Here is a 17613-nt window from a genome sequence, read left to right on the forward strand (position 1 = left end):
TTGTGGGACTAAAGGATATCGTGAACCGAAAAATCAATCTAACTGGTATCCCACAACTCTAATCTTGGGATTAAACGGGATTCTTTGGCTTCTTTTTAAACAGGATATCGAACACTGAGTGCGATGTCCCAAAAACAGGACAATCACCCAAAGTGAACCCAACATAAAAAAGTTGCCAAGTGTTTCCCATAACCTAGAAGGTTGGGCGATGCTTCGAAAATTTAAAGAAACCAAACGCTAAGAAAAAGTTGGGCGTGAAAACTCAACTTAACCGCTAGTGGTACTGGTATACCTTGCAGAGATAAGTGAGCTCACGCCCGGGTCGTGAGCAAATCTACTTATCATCCCTTCTGCAAAAAGTTACCAGTTTTCTAGCGAGAGATTCAAAGCGATAGCTTCAAATATTATCAATACGAAGAATCGCAAAAATAAATAATCAAGGCTAATATATAAAAAAATGTTCACATAGTCATGTATATGTGAATAATGTTTTTCAAGTCCCGTGATTCACATACTTATATATATGCAAAATGAGAATAGAAATCATAATGTCACATATAGACTTCCATGTGATTGAAAGTATAAGAGAATTGAGGGTAAAATCAAACCCATATATAGATCAAGTAGAACTGGCACAACGCATAGGGGTATCTGAAGGTTATGTTGGGCAAATAGAAAACCCGAAGAGCAGAGCTAAATACAATATGAGAATGATGGCTAGAGCTGCAAAAGCGCTGAATTTAAGGTCATATCAAGATATTTTTCCAAAGGAGATTTTAAAAAACGATTTAGTAAAAATCAGACTTAAATTGCTTAAAATGGACACCAAAAAACATGAGGTTGATGAAAACGGAAATGTAAAAAAACGCTTTGAAGTTCTCTCAATCAAAAGTTTAACCAACCATGAAATTCTTCAATGGGAAAACGGTGAATTAGAATACATGACTATAATTGAAGAATAAATCTAAATTACTTTTTTGGTCACAAAAAAAATGGAAATAAGATGGCAACTTAATCGAACAATGTTTGATTGAGAATTTGAAAGGGGAAATGTCTGCATAAAATTGGTAAAGTTTTACAAGCAGCCAAACTAATAAATATAGCCAAAAAAGTTAAATATAATCGAATTCTGCGTATCATAGTTTTGCCTTTAATAATTAATATTTAGTTCTTCCTCAAAATACCAATGATTGAAAACATTAAATTTAAAGAAGCCTCGAAAAGAGAAATAACTCTCTACACCCTTTTGGGTGAATCTTTGTGTGCCGTTCAAAGATTGGAGGATGCTCTAAGTCACTCCATTGTCTTAAAAAAAACAGAGCCAGACCAAAGGAAAGAAGCAGACGATCTTTTAAAAAAACAACAGAAGTATACACTTGGCATGGCGATAAACATTATCAAAAAAGAATCTCTATTCTCTAAACCCTTGGAGTTGGAGTTGTCAAAACTTTTAACAGAAAGAAACTGGCTTATTCATAAGAGCTCTACAGAGAATAAAGATGATTTAAAATCAGATTCATACTTTGAAAAACTTTATGAAAGAATAAAAGCGACAACAATAAAAGCTCACAAATTGCAAGTTTCAATTGAGCTCGATTTAATTGAGTATTCCGAAAAAAAAGGAATAGACATGACTAAAGTCAAAAACGAAATGAAAAAGTACTATGGTGCCTAATTTTTAAAAAATAAGAAACTGCTTTGGATGTGTTACATGTTCCAAAATGGAAGGAAAATTATAAGGGTCTATCCTGAAAGATCATCCACACAAATTACTTTCAAAATAACACTTTGCTTTAGTTGGTTCTCTTCTAAAACTTACATGATAAAGGAAAAATTTAGTATACATCTATCAGTCAACTATTTAGGCATGAGTTTTGAATAAATATTAACAATTTTACGGCTCCAAAGTCAAAAGAAGTATTTTAGTTGTTCTTTAAGTAATTGTATAATAACCCTATGGATGCCAAGTATCAAAATCCTCATTTAGAGGATGCTCAATACGCAGCTAAAGCTTTTGTCAGTTGTAGTCTGCGAAAAGAGGACGAGCCGTTTGTTGAATTTGTGGAACGAATATTACTGCATTGCCAGATAAAGCCCATGGGCACTGTGGGGCGTCACTCCATTGCACCAGTTCCTATCGTGGAACAAATGAAGAAAAACATTCCACTGGCGGATTTTCTCGTTGTGGTAGCCACCCCACGATATGTACAAAGGGACATGGCCAATAGCTCAAAATCCCTATATGGACTCTCCGAAATGATCCATGTGGAGGCGGGAATGGCCTATATGTTGGGCAAACCTGTTGTTGTTTTTGTCAAGCAAGGGACGGCCGTAGGTAGTTTTTTGCCCAATGTCACACAATACATCACCTTGGATGGTACTGTCAGAAACCTTCAAGAGCAAGGGCACCAAATCAGCCAATTATTAAAGAATGCCGTTGAGCAGATACGGAAAGCCAAGGAAACCGAAGACCAGAAATCCTTTTGGAGAATGGTGCGAAATGGCTTGGCGATTGTAGGTGGAATAAAAGTGTTGGACTATATGACTCGGGAAGTGGAGGATTAAGCCTTCATTTGGTGTACAGAAAATGACGAAAGGAGGCAACGGTGGAAAATTATTTGAGGAACAGGCCAAAGTGTTCTTTTCAAGGATTTTCCAGCGATTGGGATACACCATATTAAAAGAACGCCCTCAATTTAGTGGTACACAGGATGGGTTCGACATACAGTTTATGGTCACAGATGGTATGACCGTGCGCAATATCTATGTGGAATGCAAGGATTACACTACCGACCCAGCTTTCGGGAATATCTATGCAAAGCTCCATGACTTGGAGACCTCGGGCTATTTGCTCAAAGAAAATGATATTGCAATATTCATTAGTCCAAGATCCAATTTTGGGAATCACAGAAATCCAGAAAAATCAGAGCGCACCTTTAATCGGAGCAAGTATCCCTTCAGGGTTTGTTTGTTCGAAAAGGCCCATGGTATTGATAAGCTTTTTGCATTGGAACCTGAAATCTATGAAGCCGTGTATGGCCATTCTCTGTCTTTTGAAATTGACGAAGAAAAAGAACTGGACAGGTTCAAAACACTCCTTTTTTATAAGACCAATGAAGAATTCACGATAGCTGCTATCAGAAAAACCAGATTCATTACCCATCTGGTCAAGGAGGCACACTACATCCAGAGAGGGGTTACGCTTATCCAAGATCCTGAGACTGATGACAGACACCTATTCAATATCCTTAACAAAGAAGTCGCACTGTTTGGAATAAACGATGTGCTACACAACATTTTAACCGATGCGGTTTGTCCAGGATTGGTATTATTGGGCAATCCAGGTATGGGAAAGTCCATTGAACTCAAGGAACTGGCCATGGATTATTGGGAACATAGGGAAGAAAACCTGTGGATTCCATTTTACCGGTCCATCAATAGTTTCGGGAAACAAGATACCCTTGAAAATCATTTACCACCGAATTGGAAGGACATCCCACAATTGTTGGTCATTTTGGACGGTCTGGACGAAATTTCATATGGGCAGACCTTCCGCACCATGATTGAAAATTTCATTCAAAACCATGACGGTGAGACCATCGTCAAATTTGTCATCAGTTGCCGCACCAATATATATGAATCAACAATCAGGGACATCACCAATTTTAGATGCTGTACCTTGAACAGCCTGGATTTTAAGCATGCCCTTAAATATTTGGTCGACAAATATCAAATGCCCTCAGAGAGCGATTATTACCACGAAATTGCACGTGTACAAAATGAATTTTTCGAAAACCCCTACTATCTGAACCTATTGGGGGATTATTACCAAGAAAGCCAAAAGTTGCCCAGCAACAAGTCGGAGTTAATGGAACGTTATATAGCGAAAAGGCTACATGATGATGAAAAATCCAAGGGAAAGACACAAGATTTTGATCCAGGGAAAATACTACGAGCATGTAAAAAGGTGGCTTTTTCATTGGAAGCCATGCAAACCCGTAATATTTCGGGGGAGCAATTAACCATTTTATTACAGGAGACCAAACCCATTTTCGTCAACTCAGGATTTGCACAAAGGGTGGTCAATGCGGACAAATGGGAGTTTGAACACCGCAATCTCCAAGAGTTTTTTGTGGCGAAAACGCTCAGTAATTTTGAAGTGGACAAGATAATAGAATTCATAGCCTTGGACGATGCCAAACCAAAGACTCATCCTTCCTGGTTGAATTCGATTTCCTTTTTGCTCAACCTTTTAGACTCTAAATCAGATAAAATGGCCAGCCTGGTCAAGTGGTTGCAGGAAAATGATGCCATTGTTTTGTTCCAAGCGGACCGTTCAAGGATCAATGATGGTATACGCAAAGAGGTATTTCAAGATTACTTTATCAAGCGTTGCAAGGAACAGACGCTTTGGGTGAGAAAATATGACCAAGAAACCAAAGACGTGGCCAGGTTCGCAGATTCCGATGTTAACAGGAATTTTCTAATAAAGGAACTTAGTGATAAAGACAATCATAGGCGAACTCGTATTTCAGCAATGTTTCTGCTCTCTCAAATGGATACTGCCCTAATGGATGAGCAATTCAAAAAGGTTCTGTTTTGTTGTCTGCAAGCTTCATTAGAAGAGGTTGATATTGACTTCAAAGCGGAAATCCTCCATCTTATCCATGAAAAGGGCTACCACAGGTCAGAGGAATATCTTTCCAAATTGATTTCCACAGTTTCCCACATTGATCATGAACGTATTACCAGTATGTTGCTCAAGCTGATTTTGGAATCGGATGTTGACAAGCACATTGATTATATTAGGTCAATCACTGCTTTTGTGGCCGGCGAGAAACAGCGGAAACACCAAACAAGGGAGAACTATATGACGAGCGAAAAAGGGTACTTCAGAAGTGCCCTTATAAATCTTGGACAAGCACGTAACCAAGTATATGCATTGCAGGTGTTTTTGGAACATGGGGATGACATTCGCTTGGAAAATAACGATTTAGCGAAGTTGACCCAAAAAATGGCTGAATCCTATACGAATACCAAGGAAATGTATGGTTATACTATGGAGTGGTTGACAAAAGCCTTGGAGAATAGGCTGACAACTTATAGAAATGAGGAAGATTTGGCAGCATTTTTCAAAAAAACGGGAACAAATGACAAAGCCTTCATGGATATTTACCAATCCCCTCTGACCATGGAGAACAAAAGATACTTTTTGGCCTATCTGATTTCGGATAACACACTTCCCGTCCTCGTTGAAGATTACCAAAAAGGAACACTTGAAGCTAATGAATTGTATTTTTTCAGAAACGTTTTGAGCCGAGTGGATGTAGACCTTGCACTCAAGTTTGAAAAAAGGATTTTGGAAAGTACGGAGTATCGACTGAGGGAGGATTTCATAGATGTCGAGCTAAGAAAACTATGGGCGGATTACCATGAAACCAAAGAGCAACGCTCCTTTGACCTTTTGTTTGATCGAAAAGGGCTCAAAAGACTTGCAGAAGACTATTTTGATTTAATTGGCAAGTCCAAATTGGATTGGGAGGACATGAGGGACCACAAGGAAAATTTCTGGGATGATCTAGAATTGCAAAAACGGTTCTTACCCACCTTCTTGGAAATTGTCAATGATGCCAGGCGACAGATAGGTAAAAGTATAACATTAGCAGATGTGCATAAATACGTCGATGACGAGCTTTATATCCTGTTCAAGATAAAAAGGGAATTGACCAATCAATCAAAAAAGAATATTGTTGAACGACCTGAGCATATTGCGTACCTTAAGAAGTGGTGCCTAAAGAATGAGAAAAATGGAGATTTCGAGCATGCTTTGGGACGATACCAATCCAAAAATTACCTAATCTGTGAGTACCTGTGGTTCTTTGGAAGACGCTATAATTTCAAATACCAAGAGTCTACCTATTTGGACATGCTCTGGGTCGATTATCATTTGGAAAAAGGTGGCGTGGTAGGGTACGACTATATTTTGGAGGAAGTGGATATCGATAAGATCAAGGCCAGGGTTATCAAAAATTTACATAATGGTTTGGAAGAGTTCATTGTTTTCATCAATCATGCAGAGTTCGCGCTATCTCATGGGTTGAGCGAAGTTTATTCACTGATTGGGGACTATCTGTTGGACCAAAGCCAAAACCGATATCGTCGTTGGAAATTGCTGGGGTCATATGTTGAGACCACAGGAGATGTGCAGTTGCTTCGGCACATTTTGGAAAATGAAGCCCCTGTAGAGGACGATAACAGTCTTTATTGGGATGCCACTGGTCACTTAATCAATTTAGGCCAGAAGGAAATCGTAAACAAAAAGACCATGGAGGTATTAAAGAAAAATAAGGGGGGCATGGAAGGGTTGACCGCCATAAAGTATCTTATTAGGGCAGGTCATCCCAAGGCTCTTGCCTTTTTCAACAAGTGGCTTAGAGCTGGCAATAGGTACAATCGCAAGGAACATCGGTTTTTCAGCACTGTGGACTTTGGCGATTTTTATGCACCTGGAGCCATCGATGCACTATTGGAATTAATTGAACTATCGGTGTCTAAGGAGATCAAAGGGGATGATTTTTTTGACCCCATTCGCACCGTGTATGAAATCCTGAAATCGTTCTATGAAAATGCCAACCAGAAAGATTTCACCAAACTCCTTACGGGATTGGAAAACAGCAAACACCGATTGGCCCAAATATCAGGATTAGATCTGTTTTATATTCACGACATTATCAATGAAGTCAGGGATGCCTATTTCAAAATGCGGTCCAGACCAATGGCATTTGCTGAAATAGCTGAAAGAATTGATGCCTCCAAATATCTTATTTAGAACAAGAGGCTTTTCCTGCTTGATGACGATGTAAACGAGCATTCCAATTCCTAAAAGGTGTATTTGCTCGAGGATTCCGCTACAATTAAAGTGAAAACCAGCTATACTATGGGAAAATTTGTAAGTTAAGAACTACATTTAATAGCTGAACTGACCAAAATGAAAATAAGCAAATTGCAGATTACCCATTTCAGGGGAATCCAGGAGGCCACCCTTTTCTTTAAGGACCATACGTTATTGGTGGGGAAAAATAATATTGGCAAATCCACCATATGCGAAGCCCTTGATCTAGTTTTGGGTCCAGACCGTCTCAACCGGATGGATGCCATCGATGAATATGATTTCTACAATGGGGATTATTATTATGAGGAAGGTGAAGCTCCAAAACAAATCCGTATAGAGGTTATTCTCACCGACATTTCAATAGAGATGCAGGGCGTCTTTCGAAATCATATGGAATTTTGGCATCAAAAACGGCAAAAAATCCTTGATCAGGGGGAGATTGAAGCAACCGATGAAGAATTCGTTGAAATGTGCCTGCGGTTACAATTCATTGGTCAGTATGATCGGGATGAGGACGAGTTTTCGGCAAAAACCTACTTCTCGCATTCCCCCGATGAAGATGAAGGAGAGTTTAGAGAAGTCCCAAAACGCAGAAAAAGAGAAATAGGGTTTCTCTACCTCAGGGCATTAAGAACTGGAAGAAGGGCGTTGAGTCTGGAGCGGGGAACCCTTTTGGATATCCTACTTCGAATTGGTGAAATTCGGCCAAAATTTTGGGAGAAAACAAGGACCAGACTTGAAGAGCTAGACCCCCCTTTGGAGGAGAGCATCGGAGTTCTTAGGAAAGTGCTCGATAACTTGGAGCTGCGTATAGGACAATATATTCCCCTTCCCAACGACGAAAAGGCTTCCACTCTTCATGTTTCCCAATTGACCAGGGACCATCTTCGAAGTACTCTATCTTTTTTTATGAAATCTTCGGGGGAGCAGAAACCGGTTCCATTCCAGAGATTGGGCACGGGAACACTCAGCACTATGGTCTTTGCAATGCTTTCCGCGATAGCAGAACTAAAGAAGGAAAACATCATATTCGCTATGGAAGAACCGGAAATAGCGGTGCCTCCCCATACACAACGACGAATCATTGAGTACTTATTGGAACAGACCACTCAGGCATTTGTGACCTCCCATTCCCCATATGTAATAGAAATGTTCGACCCGGAGAACATCAAAATACTGAAAAAGGAAGAAGGCTCCAAGGTGACTGGTGTGGATATTACCTATGCCGGTTTAAAACCAAAGAACTATCGGAGAAAAATACGGCATTCCATAGCTGAGGTAATCTTGGGAAATGCTGTCATCGTTGGTGAAGGTCTGACTGAATTGGAAGTCTTGTCAGCTGCTGCAAAAATACTGGAGCAGGATCGGGACAATTATCCATTCGATTTATCAGGAGTGACCATTTTTGAAGCTGAAGGTGATGGAAATATTGCGGATTGGGGGAAGTTTTTCAAATCAATAGGACTTTCAACCTTTGCTTTTTTTGATAAGATGCAGCGCTCCGCCGACCAGATCCAAGAACTGAATGAAGCTTTTGACTTCTACAAGGAAATTGACCATAAGGCCATCGAGAAATTATTAGCGGACGAGGTGCCGGTAAGCATTCAATGGGCATTTCTACAAGAGCTCAAAGAAAATGGAGAGATTGCAAATGGACCACATCTCCCTGAAATGCAACCGGATGATGTCACAGTGGGAAAGTTATTGGATGAGGCATTGAGACAAAAGAAAGGGGAAAGGCGCTCGGCTTCTTTAGTGGAAAAGTGTACCATGGAAGAACTCCCCATTACAATTAAGACTTTCCTGGAAGAAATCTACCGTAAGTTCAAACACCCTGAGGAAGTGCCACTCATGGAATTTGAAGAGGAGGGGAATGGAGCCACAGAACCAGATGAGGAATAGCCCATGGCACTTGAGATTGATGAAAATAGACGTGCCATCCTTGACTGTAAAAGAAACTTGTTGGTCATAGGAGGCCCGGGGTGTGGCAAAACCACCATTGCCCTGGCCAAAGCATTCTCCTATATTCGGGAACAATCATTGAACCGAGGCGAGAAAATCCTTTTTCTCAGTTTCTCCAGAAATGCCAGGGCCAGAATTTTAGAATCTGCGGAAAACTTTCCTGATTTCAAGGAACTTGGTGCCAAGTTGTATGTTCAGACATTCCATGCCTTTTTTTTGGAAATTATAAAGACCCACGGCTATCTTTTGGGTTGTCCCAAAAAAATATCCATCATACCACCCCATGATGAAGCTGCTTTGAAAGGGGACAGTAAGGACGATGACCCAGCTTGGCTAGTGGAAAAACAAGACCTTTTCAATCAAGAAGGAAAGATAACCTTTGACCGTTTTGCTGCAATTGTATTGGAACTCATCACCAGGAGTGAGCGTATTCGGGATTCCATTGGGAGCGCCTTCCCCCTAATCATTGTGGATGAAGCTCAAGATACTGACACGGAACAATGGCAAATTGTACAAGCTTTTCACGGGATCTCCCAATTGTTGTTGTTAGGCGATTTGGATCAACAGATTTTTGATTACAGACCAGATATTGATCCGAGACGGCTTTTGGAAATAAAGGAGCAAATCAATCCATTGGAAATAACATTGGCATCCGATAATTTCCGGAATCCCAATACAGAGATTCTAGATTTTGCAAGGGATTTACGCGATAATAGTCCCAGAGATAGGGGATATAAAGGTATGACATCCATGAAGTATGCTGTAATTGCGAAATATCGTGACCGTAGTATTTGCCAAAGCGTAGGTATATTAAATTCCAAAATCGAAGAAGCAACTGGAGAAAAACCAAAGAACATTGCCATCCTTACCCCCTGGTGGAAAGGAGTTAAAATGGTTTCAAGTGCACTTAAGGCCCGAAAAATACCACATAGGGTTCAATTTGATGAGACCGCCACAAACTTTTCCAGTAGATTGGTAGCCTGCCTGATGGAACCCATTTTGGACAAAAAGCAACATTTGGTTTGGGTTTTGGTAATCCTAAGGGACTACCAAAGTGCAAAAGGAAACAGAAAGGAAAGTACAAAATATGATGGTTGGATAGCTAAAGTAATGGAGGACGGAAAAGTTAGAGGTAAGACCATACCCTATTTTCAAGGAGTGATTGAGAAAATTAGTCAACATCAATTTTCAGGCAATCCAGCACAGGATTGGAAATATGTACAAGAACTTCTGTTTACTTGTGAAATGGGGCCAATACAAAAATTCGCACGACAATCGGAATTTTTAGTAGCATACAACCGAGGGAGAATCATCATGAGAGACTTGGGAAATGCATGGTTGGAACATTCTGGATATGTGGATGCACGTGGAATCCTACACAGGGCAGTTTTGGAATCCCAAATGTCATCAGATGTGGTCAAAGAGGAGGGCATACACGTTATGACCACCTATAAGTCCAAAGGGAAGGAATTTGATGGTGTCATCATTTTTCAAAATGAACACATTTCCCCTATCGAATTGCGGGATGACAATGCTGGAATGGACAGGTCTAGAAGACTATTGTTGGTAGGGGTGACAAGGGCAAGACACCATGTCCTTATTTTAAGACAGGCCGGTTTCCGTTCAAAGTTGTTGGATATGTTCAATTTGGATGGGTTGTGAAAATAATTGCAATGAAATGGTGTTAGCTGCTGTCCGAACTTTTTGATTTTACCAGAAAGGTTATGCCTCTCTTAACATCGCAACTCGGTTGATTTTCGATAAAAAATGAATATTCTTCCTATCGGTACTTTGATTTAGGGCAAGGTCAATCTTTTCCTGGATTCTTTGTGCTGGCGAAATTTTTTTCATGCACTTGTTCGTAGCCCACTGTGAAAAGTTGAAAATCGAACCTATTGGAACTCCCATGGGACTCCCTATAATCTCAAATAACGTTTGGACCCCTAAATCCAATAAGCGTTCCGTTTTTTGTGTTTTACCAAGATATCTGGTTACCTCCCGATTATAGAAGGCAATTTTCTTCTTTTGCTCATCCAATGAGAGATGGGAAAGGGTCTTGATTAAACGTTCGCTATTGGGAAATACAATTTCCTTGCTCAAGACCTCTTCGAATTCGAGAATGGAAGGGTAGGGATTGATTTTAATCAGCTCAATGGGTAAAACAAAAGTATTTCCATTGGCCAAAAAGGACTCACAATCCGTAAAATCCTTAAGGTTACTTATTGTTGCATTCCTATAAAAATTCAGAAGCTTCCCCATAACTTCTGCATAACTTTCATCAGTATACCCTTCTTCTCCCCTGACTGGAAAATAGGTAGCATTTAAAGAATGTGACAGATGGGTGGCATAAGAAAACATCTTCAATAAAAAGCTTGTATCTTCACTAATATCACTGCTAGGAGGATTATCTATAATTTGGTCCACCCCGTAGAGGGAAGCACTGAGAACACCTCCCCGGTGTAAGACCTCAAAGCTTTTACGCCGGGCCTTGATAGGCCAAACTAATGCATTATAGAGCATCTTTGTATCCTTTTTTAATTCTTTGGCCAAGAATTCACTTATTAGTTTCAGTTCTTGGACCAATTTCATTTCATTAAAGATGTATCGATTTGACATTTCTACGATATCACATTGTTGCAGACAAGAAACACCCCTTTTAGAGATTATGGCGTTGGGTCTCAATTCATAAACCTCATTTAAGAAACCCAGGTCATATCTTGAAGTATCATTTATAAGAATCAGCTTTACGCGCCCTCTTTCAATCAAGGTCAGTAATTCCCGTACTGTTACATCAAAACCCTTTAACCATTCAGAAATCTTCGTATCCAAGGGAGGTGACAAATACATCGTTTGATAAAGCATTAAAAAATATCGCAAGTCAATATTGGGAAAAGCACTAAAATCAGCATAACAGGAATACTCTTCTTTGTCATAGAAATAAAGATGTTCCTTGGTGTACTTTGATTCAAAAATGGCGTCGATGTTGTCGAACCACAAGGATTCGTCCCTTTGAACAAACAGAGGTTTCTGGTTTTTTTCTCTCACATAGGTAAAGGTGCCACCACGTTCATCAAATCCTTGGGTCAATTCCGGTTTTTCCTCAAACTCATCAATTATAATGTTGAATGGGATAGGACTTTGGTGACTTGATATAAAAGCTTCCAATTCTGCAATAGAAAATATATCTGCATACACATACTTGGTCTCCTTTCCACTTTTTATTTTATAATTGGCGATATGTATGTCAACGACCCCGTCGTCATCGGAAATCTTGTAAAAATTGATTTTTGGAAATTTAGCGGCTAGAAGAAAAATCCATTCTACCTTGTTCATGAGCATTCCTTGAAATCCCTTGGAGATTTCTAAATCCGATAATCCCGGGATAATCTCCTGAAAATGTTCTGGCTTTGTATTGACAAGTTTTACTGGAGTGAGCAAAGGCCTTATTTCATTTTCGAATCGTTCTGTTAGAACTTTAAAATCCCCACTAAAGTTGGTCACATAGATGAGATATTTATTTAGCTCAATTTTATAAATGGTTGTTGCCAATTCGGGAAACAGCGTTCTCAAATTCAAGTCCACTCTTTTTACAGGTCCAACCCCATTGTTCATTTTCATAATTATATTTATTTGGGATAATTTTGATATCGGTATAACCTTCTTAGCAATGCCTTACGTCTATATTAAGTAAATTACTCAAATTTGTGCAATAATAGGATGGGAGAAATAATAAGAACAATTTAAAACAATTTTGATCATTAAAAAATCATCCCAATATCGTGGTGTACCTTCAGATAATGCTGCTCCAATTCCAATTCTGAAACCAGCAATGGCTTGGGCAATCCCCTTTCAATTTCTGGCCTTTGAAACTGCACCTTTCTATCCTTACCATCAGCAAACACTACAAACTCCCCTTGTTTCAACCGAAAGAACACCTCGGCCCTCCTTTTGGACACTTCCTTCTCCCCTTCGGTGATACGTCGTTCCAGGTTCAACCCTGAACTTTTGCTCACACTCCTGGTCGGTATCTTGACCAACTCAAAAAAGCGTTCGTAATATCGGGCCGTATCCGGGTCGTTCACCTTTCCAAAGAACTGATAAGACAGATTGGAGAGTATCGCCTTACTAGCCTTCTCACCGTACATCATATCATTTTGGATCTTGTCCTGCAGCACATACACACTCACAATATCATAACTCCGCAAGGTGGCCGGTATTCGATGCATGTTCAACAATCGCAAAGTCGAGGCTTCCTCCAACAACATAAAGGAGGGCTTCCGGTTGCGTTGGCTCATCTGCTTGGAAATGGCATGGATAATGGTAGCAATCACCGGGGAAAGGGAAGCATCCTTTTGGGGGTTGTTCACCAGGGCAATGACGGAAGGGTGGTCTTCATTATTAACATCCAAGGAAATCTCATCCTTGGAAAGCACCATAAAGATCTTTCGCGTACTGATCTTTTTGAACCCATTGGCCAGGGTACTGAGTACCCCTGCCGTTTGCCGTTCGGACCCGATACCACTGATAAAGGCATCCGCCATGGCCCGGGAGGTTATATTTCCTTTTAAGAATTTAATCAGACTCTTGGTACCCAATTGTTGAAAAACAGCCATGAGATGCGGGAGGGTACAATAGTGCGGATAATTGGTCTTCAATCGCCAAATCAATCCACTGATCAAGCCCTCGGCTGCATCCTTAAAAAAACGGGAAGTACTGTTCTCATCGGAGTCCCTATGCTCCATCAAGTTCTCCAACAGCACCCGGGACACCTCATGGACACTTTCTTCATCCGGCAAATATCGAGGGGCAATGGGATTGACCCTATTATATATCGGTCCAAAGGAAACAATCTTAAAGGGTATCTGTTCACCATTCCACAAGGGATAGGCCATTTCGGTGATCTCAAAATCCTTGTAATCATGGATGACCCCTGAGAAATGCTCCTTCTGAAAATGCTTTAAAAAACTATAGATGACACTCTCCGTCTTTCCACTCCCTGCAGAGGCCATTACCGAAACGCCCCGTCGGATGTTTCCCAACACCAGGGGCCTCCCCTTTACCTTCATTTTCACCTCAAAAACTTTGGAGGGTTTCTTATCGTTTTTATAGTGATCTACAAGGCCATAAATTACCACATGGATAAAAAACAGCGGCAACCAAAGGGTCAATGACCCCTTAATAAAAACATCCCATCCCCAAAGTAAACCATTGGCCACAGCCAAAAGAACAATGCCCAAAAACCATATCACAAACCCGAATTTGAGATACCGATTGGCCAAATAGGAGATTTCTCCCCCGATCACCATACCAGATACTATTTCAATCCATCCTAAATTTTCCATATAGCTAGTTTTAAATTCCAATAGACCCTGATTCCATGGCCTTTCCGATGCCTTTTTTAAGTTGCATCATCGCTTTATAGGCCAACTGTACCTTGTTGACAGGAATACTGGGCACCTTTACCCCTGCCTTGAACAACAATTGCCGGGCAGCCTGCCTTTCATTGGCCGGCAATCCCAAGAGGGCCGAAAAAAATTGTTTGGGGTCCTTGTCGAGAAGATTTCGGGCATGGTAGGTCTCCACAAAGTTCCTGCGGTACCCGAATTGTTTGTCAAAGGTCTTTTCAGCCGTCCGATAGAACTTGTCCCGATCAAAGCCCTGTTTGACCTTTTCCCCATTAAGGGTAGTTTCCGAGGTGCGGAACTTGGAGCCTGGGGAGAGGCTATGGGAATTGGTCACGTCCTTTCGGCTTACAATGATATGGATATGGCTCTGGTGGCCTTCCTTAGCCATGCCTGGACCGATACGTTTTCCATTCTGTTTATGGGGTGCCTCCATTTCCAAGGCATTGATTTTTTTCTGAAGTTTGGCCATGTCCCCTTGCTCCCTACCCTCTTTGATGGCCCTGATCTGGTGTTGCAGTTCCAGGATCTTACTGGCATAGGCCTGGTTCTCCTTGACTTTCTTGTCCTTTTCGGAATAGGTACGTTCCCTTTCCAGTTTCGCGAAATACAACACATCCTTCACTAAAACCTCCTTGTCCCGGTAAAAGTAAGCTGCATAGGTCTTCATGATCTCCCGGGTGTACTCTTTCAGCTTTTCGGGGTTGTTCCCGATATGCTTGAGCTCCGCTTGGGATGGACTGACCATGATGGAATAGAACTTGGGATCCCGTTTCGAAAGTTTGGCCGTATTGGCATCGATCTCGGCAATGACCCTTTGGGCATCGATGTCATTTTCCGTTTGGTTGAAAAAAAGTTCTTGCTCTTCCAAGGCCTTACCTTCGTTCTCCTTTTCGAGATACTTGATAAAATCACTGGCACTGCCGCGATAGTTATCTCCCAAATGTTGTCTTGTGATGGCGATGTACATGATTATAGATTTTTGAGTTTGGTGCGGTACTGTTCAATGGCCCCGGGTTTGAGGTCCACTTTGAGGTGGTCCTTTCCAAAGCGGTTCTTGGTCAGGGACACATGGTCCAGCACATGGTTAAAATCAGCTTTCACTTCTTCCAACTGTTCCTTCAGTCGTTCATGCACGATCTTGGGGACCGTGGTCTCCTTGTCCAAGAGTTCTGGGTTGGTAGGGGAATTGATCTCGGTGAGTTGTTTTTCAAAAAACTCAAAGTCCCCTTCCCATTCCTCGCCTTCTTCAGACTCCAGTTCCTGCTGGAAAAGGGCCTGTATCATACTGACCGTGGGCAGGGTCTGCTCTTTTTCGATACTGCGCATAATGGCCACCATGGCATTGAATCGCCGTTTGATCAAATATTTAAGACTTGCAATGGTCTCGTGCATCCGTTCATCGGGCGATATGCCATTATGGTCAAAGAACTCCACCATGGCCAACAAGGTCATGGAATGGGACTTTCCTTGCCGTTTGGAAAAGCTCCGAAATTTCAGGGCCACCGAGATTTTGATCCTCAGTCCCGCAAACGTCTCTTTTTCGTATCCTTTATCCATTTTTTCAACAAAAATTCCTTGGTTTTACTGGCCCCGGCCCATTTTTTCAACAAAAACCAAAAGCTCAAAATTTTATAAAATACCCAAAACCCCTATAAACAGGGCCTTGCGAAGCAACCATGATTGGTAGCGCTGCGCCAGCACGCTATCCTCTTGCTTCTCCTTTTTGCGCCAGGGGGCCAAAAAGCATCGCACAAACCATCTTAAAAAGACAGCCGTCCCTTATCATATTTTACCCTATGGAGCACGGACTTTTGGAAAGTCAGATCAAGTTTGGATGCCGTGCAAACTTTGCTAGGAAGTAGCATCTTAAATATACCCACATTCCTTCAGGCACAAAAATGCGTTTTGCGGGCAAATGGCATCATTTGCCCGCAGCAAATATGAAACGTCCATTTTTGGGTTTCCACAACGTCCGGAGTTCCTCGGGAACGCCAAAAAAAAGACCCTTTTTCAAGGGTCTTGTTCCTGTCAGTCTTCCGATGGGACAGTATTGGTCTGTTCCCTGTAATACTCATACCTGAATATCCAGAGATTGACCACCAGGGAGTAGGTTTTGTCCACAGTGGCATCGGCTGTCTTTTTGACAACGCTTTTCTTTGGATGTTTCTTCGCTGGAATCTCCAATGACTTTTTTACAATTGCTTTCATAATACATGATTTTAGATTATCAATTATTTGAGGGCATTCCCGCACTTCCGAAAAATTTCAGCTCAAAAGGAAACGGAATAAGGAGTGAGGTACGAACGGTTTATGCCGTAGTCTTTTGATGGGAACATTTTTGAAGGGCGAACTTGCGGTCAAATAAGGGATAGGTGTACTTTTGGGTTGCCCAGCACTTTTCAAACAAGAATTTCCCAAATTGGTTTTTGGGTGTTCGACCCACCTAAAAACCAACCATGAACCCATAAAAAAAGCCCATCGTGATGGATGGGCTTCGATGGTGTGTTTTGGCATTCACATATTGAATACGAAATCATAACTGTAGAGATTTCGCATTGCCTCTTCTTCCAAGAGGGTATCATAGTCCTTATCATGCGTTTCTGCAAATTGGAGCAATTCGGTCCCGGAACGGCTTTCCACATCTTCTTTGGAATCGGAAAGCAAACGTTCCTGGGTCTCGCTATCAAGGTTGGTAAAGTTCAAATAGACCATTATTCAAAACTTTGATAGTTCATTGCTCACAGATCATATAGGCTTGGATCGAACCCATCGGGGTAATACCTTGGGTCATATTGTTCTTCCAACCATTTTTCAAATTCCGTCATTTCTGTATTCGCTGTATTCGCTTCCATGACCATTGGATTAAAGAATTCCATTATCGGCAAAACTGTAATACCTACCATCGGGCGCTAGGATAAGATGATCCAAAATCTTAACGTCAAAAAGCTGTGCCGCCTCTTTGATCTTTTGGGTCAATTGTTTGTCCTGATAACTGGCCTTGAGTTGTCCAGAAGGATGGTTATGGGCGAGGATGATCCCCACGGAAAGGGTCTTTAGGGTAATGGCAAAAAGGATGCGCAGATCTACCAAGGTACCTGTGATGCCCCCATGGGATAGTGGATAGATACCCTTTACCTTGTTGGACTGGTTGAGCAGCACGATCTTAAAGGTTTCGTGCAGTCCTATGGTCTTGTTGTCCCAATTTTTGAACAATAGATTCGCCACCTCATTGGAGTTCGTCACGGACAGGGATTTCAGGGTACTGAGCTTTTCCCGATAACTGATCTGTATTTCATTGACACGGTGTTCCATTTCAAATGTGTTTAGGATGAAAAAAGAAAGGGATGCCCAAAG

Annotated in this window: 13 protein-coding genes; 6 read left to right on the plus strand and 7 right to left on the minus strand. The window is 41.2% G+C overall.

Annotated elements, in window-relative coordinates; all coding sequences use genetic code 11:
* The first annotated feature begins 530 nt into the window (after positions 1 to 530).
* From J0654_RS07660 to J0654_RS07685, 6 genes are all read left to right on the plus strand, one after another.
* Positions 531 to 962 (plus strand): helix-turn-helix domain-containing protein, encoded by a 432-nt coding sequence (locus tag J0654_RS07660; protein ID WP_051947125.1) that lies wholly within the window; start codon positions 531 to 533, stop codon positions 960 to 962.
* A 224-nt stretch (positions 963 to 1186) separates the two neighbouring features.
* Positions 1187 to 1675, plus strand: coding sequence for a hypothetical protein (locus tag J0654_RS07665; protein WP_207027351.1), 489 nt, complete (start codon positions 1187 to 1189; stop codon positions 1673 to 1675).
* A 281-nt stretch (positions 1676 to 1956) separates the two neighbouring features.
* The gene (locus tag J0654_RS07670; protein ID WP_207027352.1) at positions 1957 to 2565 is read left to right on the plus strand and encodes a hypothetical protein; all 609 of its coding nucleotides are present in this window, start codon (positions 1957 to 1959) and stop codon (positions 2563 to 2565) included.
* A gap of 22 nt (positions 2566 to 2587) precedes the next feature.
* Positions 2588 to 6829 carry an NACHT domain-containing protein gene (locus J0654_RS07675; protein ID WP_207027354.1) on the plus strand — a complete coding sequence of 1414 codons (4242 nt, stop codon included), beginning with the start codon at positions 2588 to 2590 and terminating at the stop codon, positions 6827 to 6829.
* Between the two features lie 159 nt (positions 6830 to 6988).
* Positions 6989 to 8794, plus strand: a complete 1806-nt coding sequence (locus tag J0654_RS07680) for an ATP-dependent nuclease (RefSeq protein ID WP_207027356.1) — start codon at positions 6989 to 6991, stop codon at positions 8792 to 8794.
* Positions 8795 to 8797: 3 nt separating this feature from the next.
* Complete coding sequence (locus J0654_RS07685; protein ID WP_207027358.1) at positions 8798 to 10516, plus strand: UvrD-helicase domain-containing protein; 1719 nt, start codon at positions 8798 to 8800, stop codon at positions 10514 to 10516.
* A 60-nt stretch (positions 10517 to 10576) separates the two neighbouring features.
* Here J0654_RS07685 and J0654_RS07690 read toward each other — a convergent pair whose 3' ends face one another.
* From J0654_RS07690 to J0654_RS07720, 7 genes are all read right to left on the minus strand, one after another.
* Complete coding sequence (locus J0654_RS07690; protein ID WP_207027360.1) at positions 10577 to 12472, minus strand: hypothetical protein; 1896 nt, start codon at positions 12470 to 12472, stop codon at positions 10577 to 10579.
* A gap of 140 nt (positions 12473 to 12612) precedes the next feature.
* Positions 12613 to 14196: a type IV secretory system conjugative DNA transfer family protein gene (locus J0654_RS07695; RefSeq protein ID WP_207027362.1), complete on the minus strand. Its 1584-nt coding sequence runs from the start codon at positions 14194 to 14196 to the stop codon at positions 12613 to 12615.
* A gap of 10 nt (positions 14197 to 14206) precedes the next feature.
* Positions 14207 to 15226: a MobB family relaxase gene (gene mobB, locus J0654_RS07700; protein ID WP_207027364.1), complete on the minus strand. Its 1020-nt coding sequence runs from the start codon at positions 15224 to 15226 to the stop codon at positions 14207 to 14209.
* A gap of 2 nt (positions 15227 to 15228) precedes the next feature.
* A complete protein-coding gene (locus J0654_RS07705) occupies positions 15229 to 15816 on the minus strand; it encodes a BfmA/BtgA family mobilization protein (protein WP_108246684.1) in 588 nt (195 codons plus the stop codon).
* A gap of 471 nt (positions 15817 to 16287) precedes the next feature.
* Positions 16288 to 16467: a hypothetical protein gene (locus J0654_RS07710; protein ID WP_067036202.1), complete on the minus strand. Its 180-nt coding sequence runs from the start codon at positions 16465 to 16467 to the stop codon at positions 16288 to 16290.
* Between the two features lie 306 nt (positions 16468 to 16773).
* Positions 16774 to 16971, minus strand: coding sequence for a hypothetical protein (locus J0654_RS07715; RefSeq protein WP_207027366.1), 198 nt, complete (start codon positions 16969 to 16971; stop codon positions 16774 to 16776).
* 150 nt (positions 16972 to 17121) lie between these two features.
* On the minus strand, positions 17122 to 17571 hold the full coding sequence (locus J0654_RS07720; protein WP_067036194.1) for a JAB domain-containing protein: 450 nt from the start codon (positions 17569 to 17571) through the stop codon (positions 17122 to 17124).
* Positions 17572 to 17613: the final 42 nt, after the last annotated feature.

Source organism: Flagellimonas profundi (assembly GCF_017313275.1).
GTDB lineage: Bacteria > Bacteroidota > Bacteroidia > Flavobacteriales > Flavobacteriaceae > Flagellimonas > Flagellimonas profundi.

Bases quoted from the DNA above. Each gene is read 5' to 3' on its own strand.
- J0654_RS07685 (WP_207027358.1), top strand. From the start codon at position 8,798: ATGGCACTTGAGATTGATGAAAATAGACGTGCCATCCTTGACTGTAAA.
- J0654_RS07695 (WP_207027362.1), bottom strand. From the start codon at position 14,196: ATGGAAAATTTAGGATGGATTGAAATAGTATCTGGTATGGTGATCGGG.
- J0654_RS07665 (WP_207027351.1), top strand. From the start codon at position 1,187: ATGATTGAAAACATTAAATTTAAAGAAGCCTCGAAAAGAGAAATAACT.
- mobB (WP_207027364.1), bottom strand. From the start codon at position 15,226: ATGTACATCGCCATCACAAGACAACATTTGGGAGATAACTATCGCGGC.
- J0654_RS07710 (WP_067036202.1), bottom strand. From the start codon at position 16,467: ATGAAAGCAATTGTAAAAAAGTCATTGGAGATTCCAGCGAAGAAACAT.
- J0654_RS07670 (WP_207027352.1), top strand. From the start codon at position 1,957: ATGGATGCCAAGTATCAAAATCCTCATTTAGAGGATGCTCAATACGCA.
- J0654_RS07720 (WP_067036194.1), bottom strand. From the start codon at position 17,571: ATGGAACACCGTGTCAATGAAATACAGATCAGTTATCGGGAAAAGCTC.
- J0654_RS07680 (WP_207027356.1), top strand. From the start codon at position 6,989: ATGAAAATAAGCAAATTGCAGATTACCCATTTCAGGGGAATCCAGGAG.
- J0654_RS07675 (WP_207027354.1), top strand. From the start codon at position 2,588: ATGACGAAAGGAGGCAACGGTGGAAAATTATTTGAGGAACAGGCCAAA.
- J0654_RS07660 (WP_051947125.1), top strand. From the start codon at position 531: ATGAGAATAGAAATCATAATGTCACATATAGACTTCCATGTGATTGAA.
- J0654_RS07690 (WP_207027360.1), bottom strand. From the start codon at position 12,472: ATGAAAATGAACAATGGGGTTGGACCTGTAAAAAGAGTGGACTTGAAT.
- J0654_RS07715 (WP_207027366.1), bottom strand. From the start codon at position 16,971: ATGGTCTATTTGAACTTTACCAACCTTGATAGCGAGACCCAGGAACGT.
- J0654_RS07705 (WP_108246684.1), bottom strand. From the start codon at position 15,816: ATGGATAAAGGATACGAAAAAGAGACGTTTGCGGGACTGAGGATCAAA.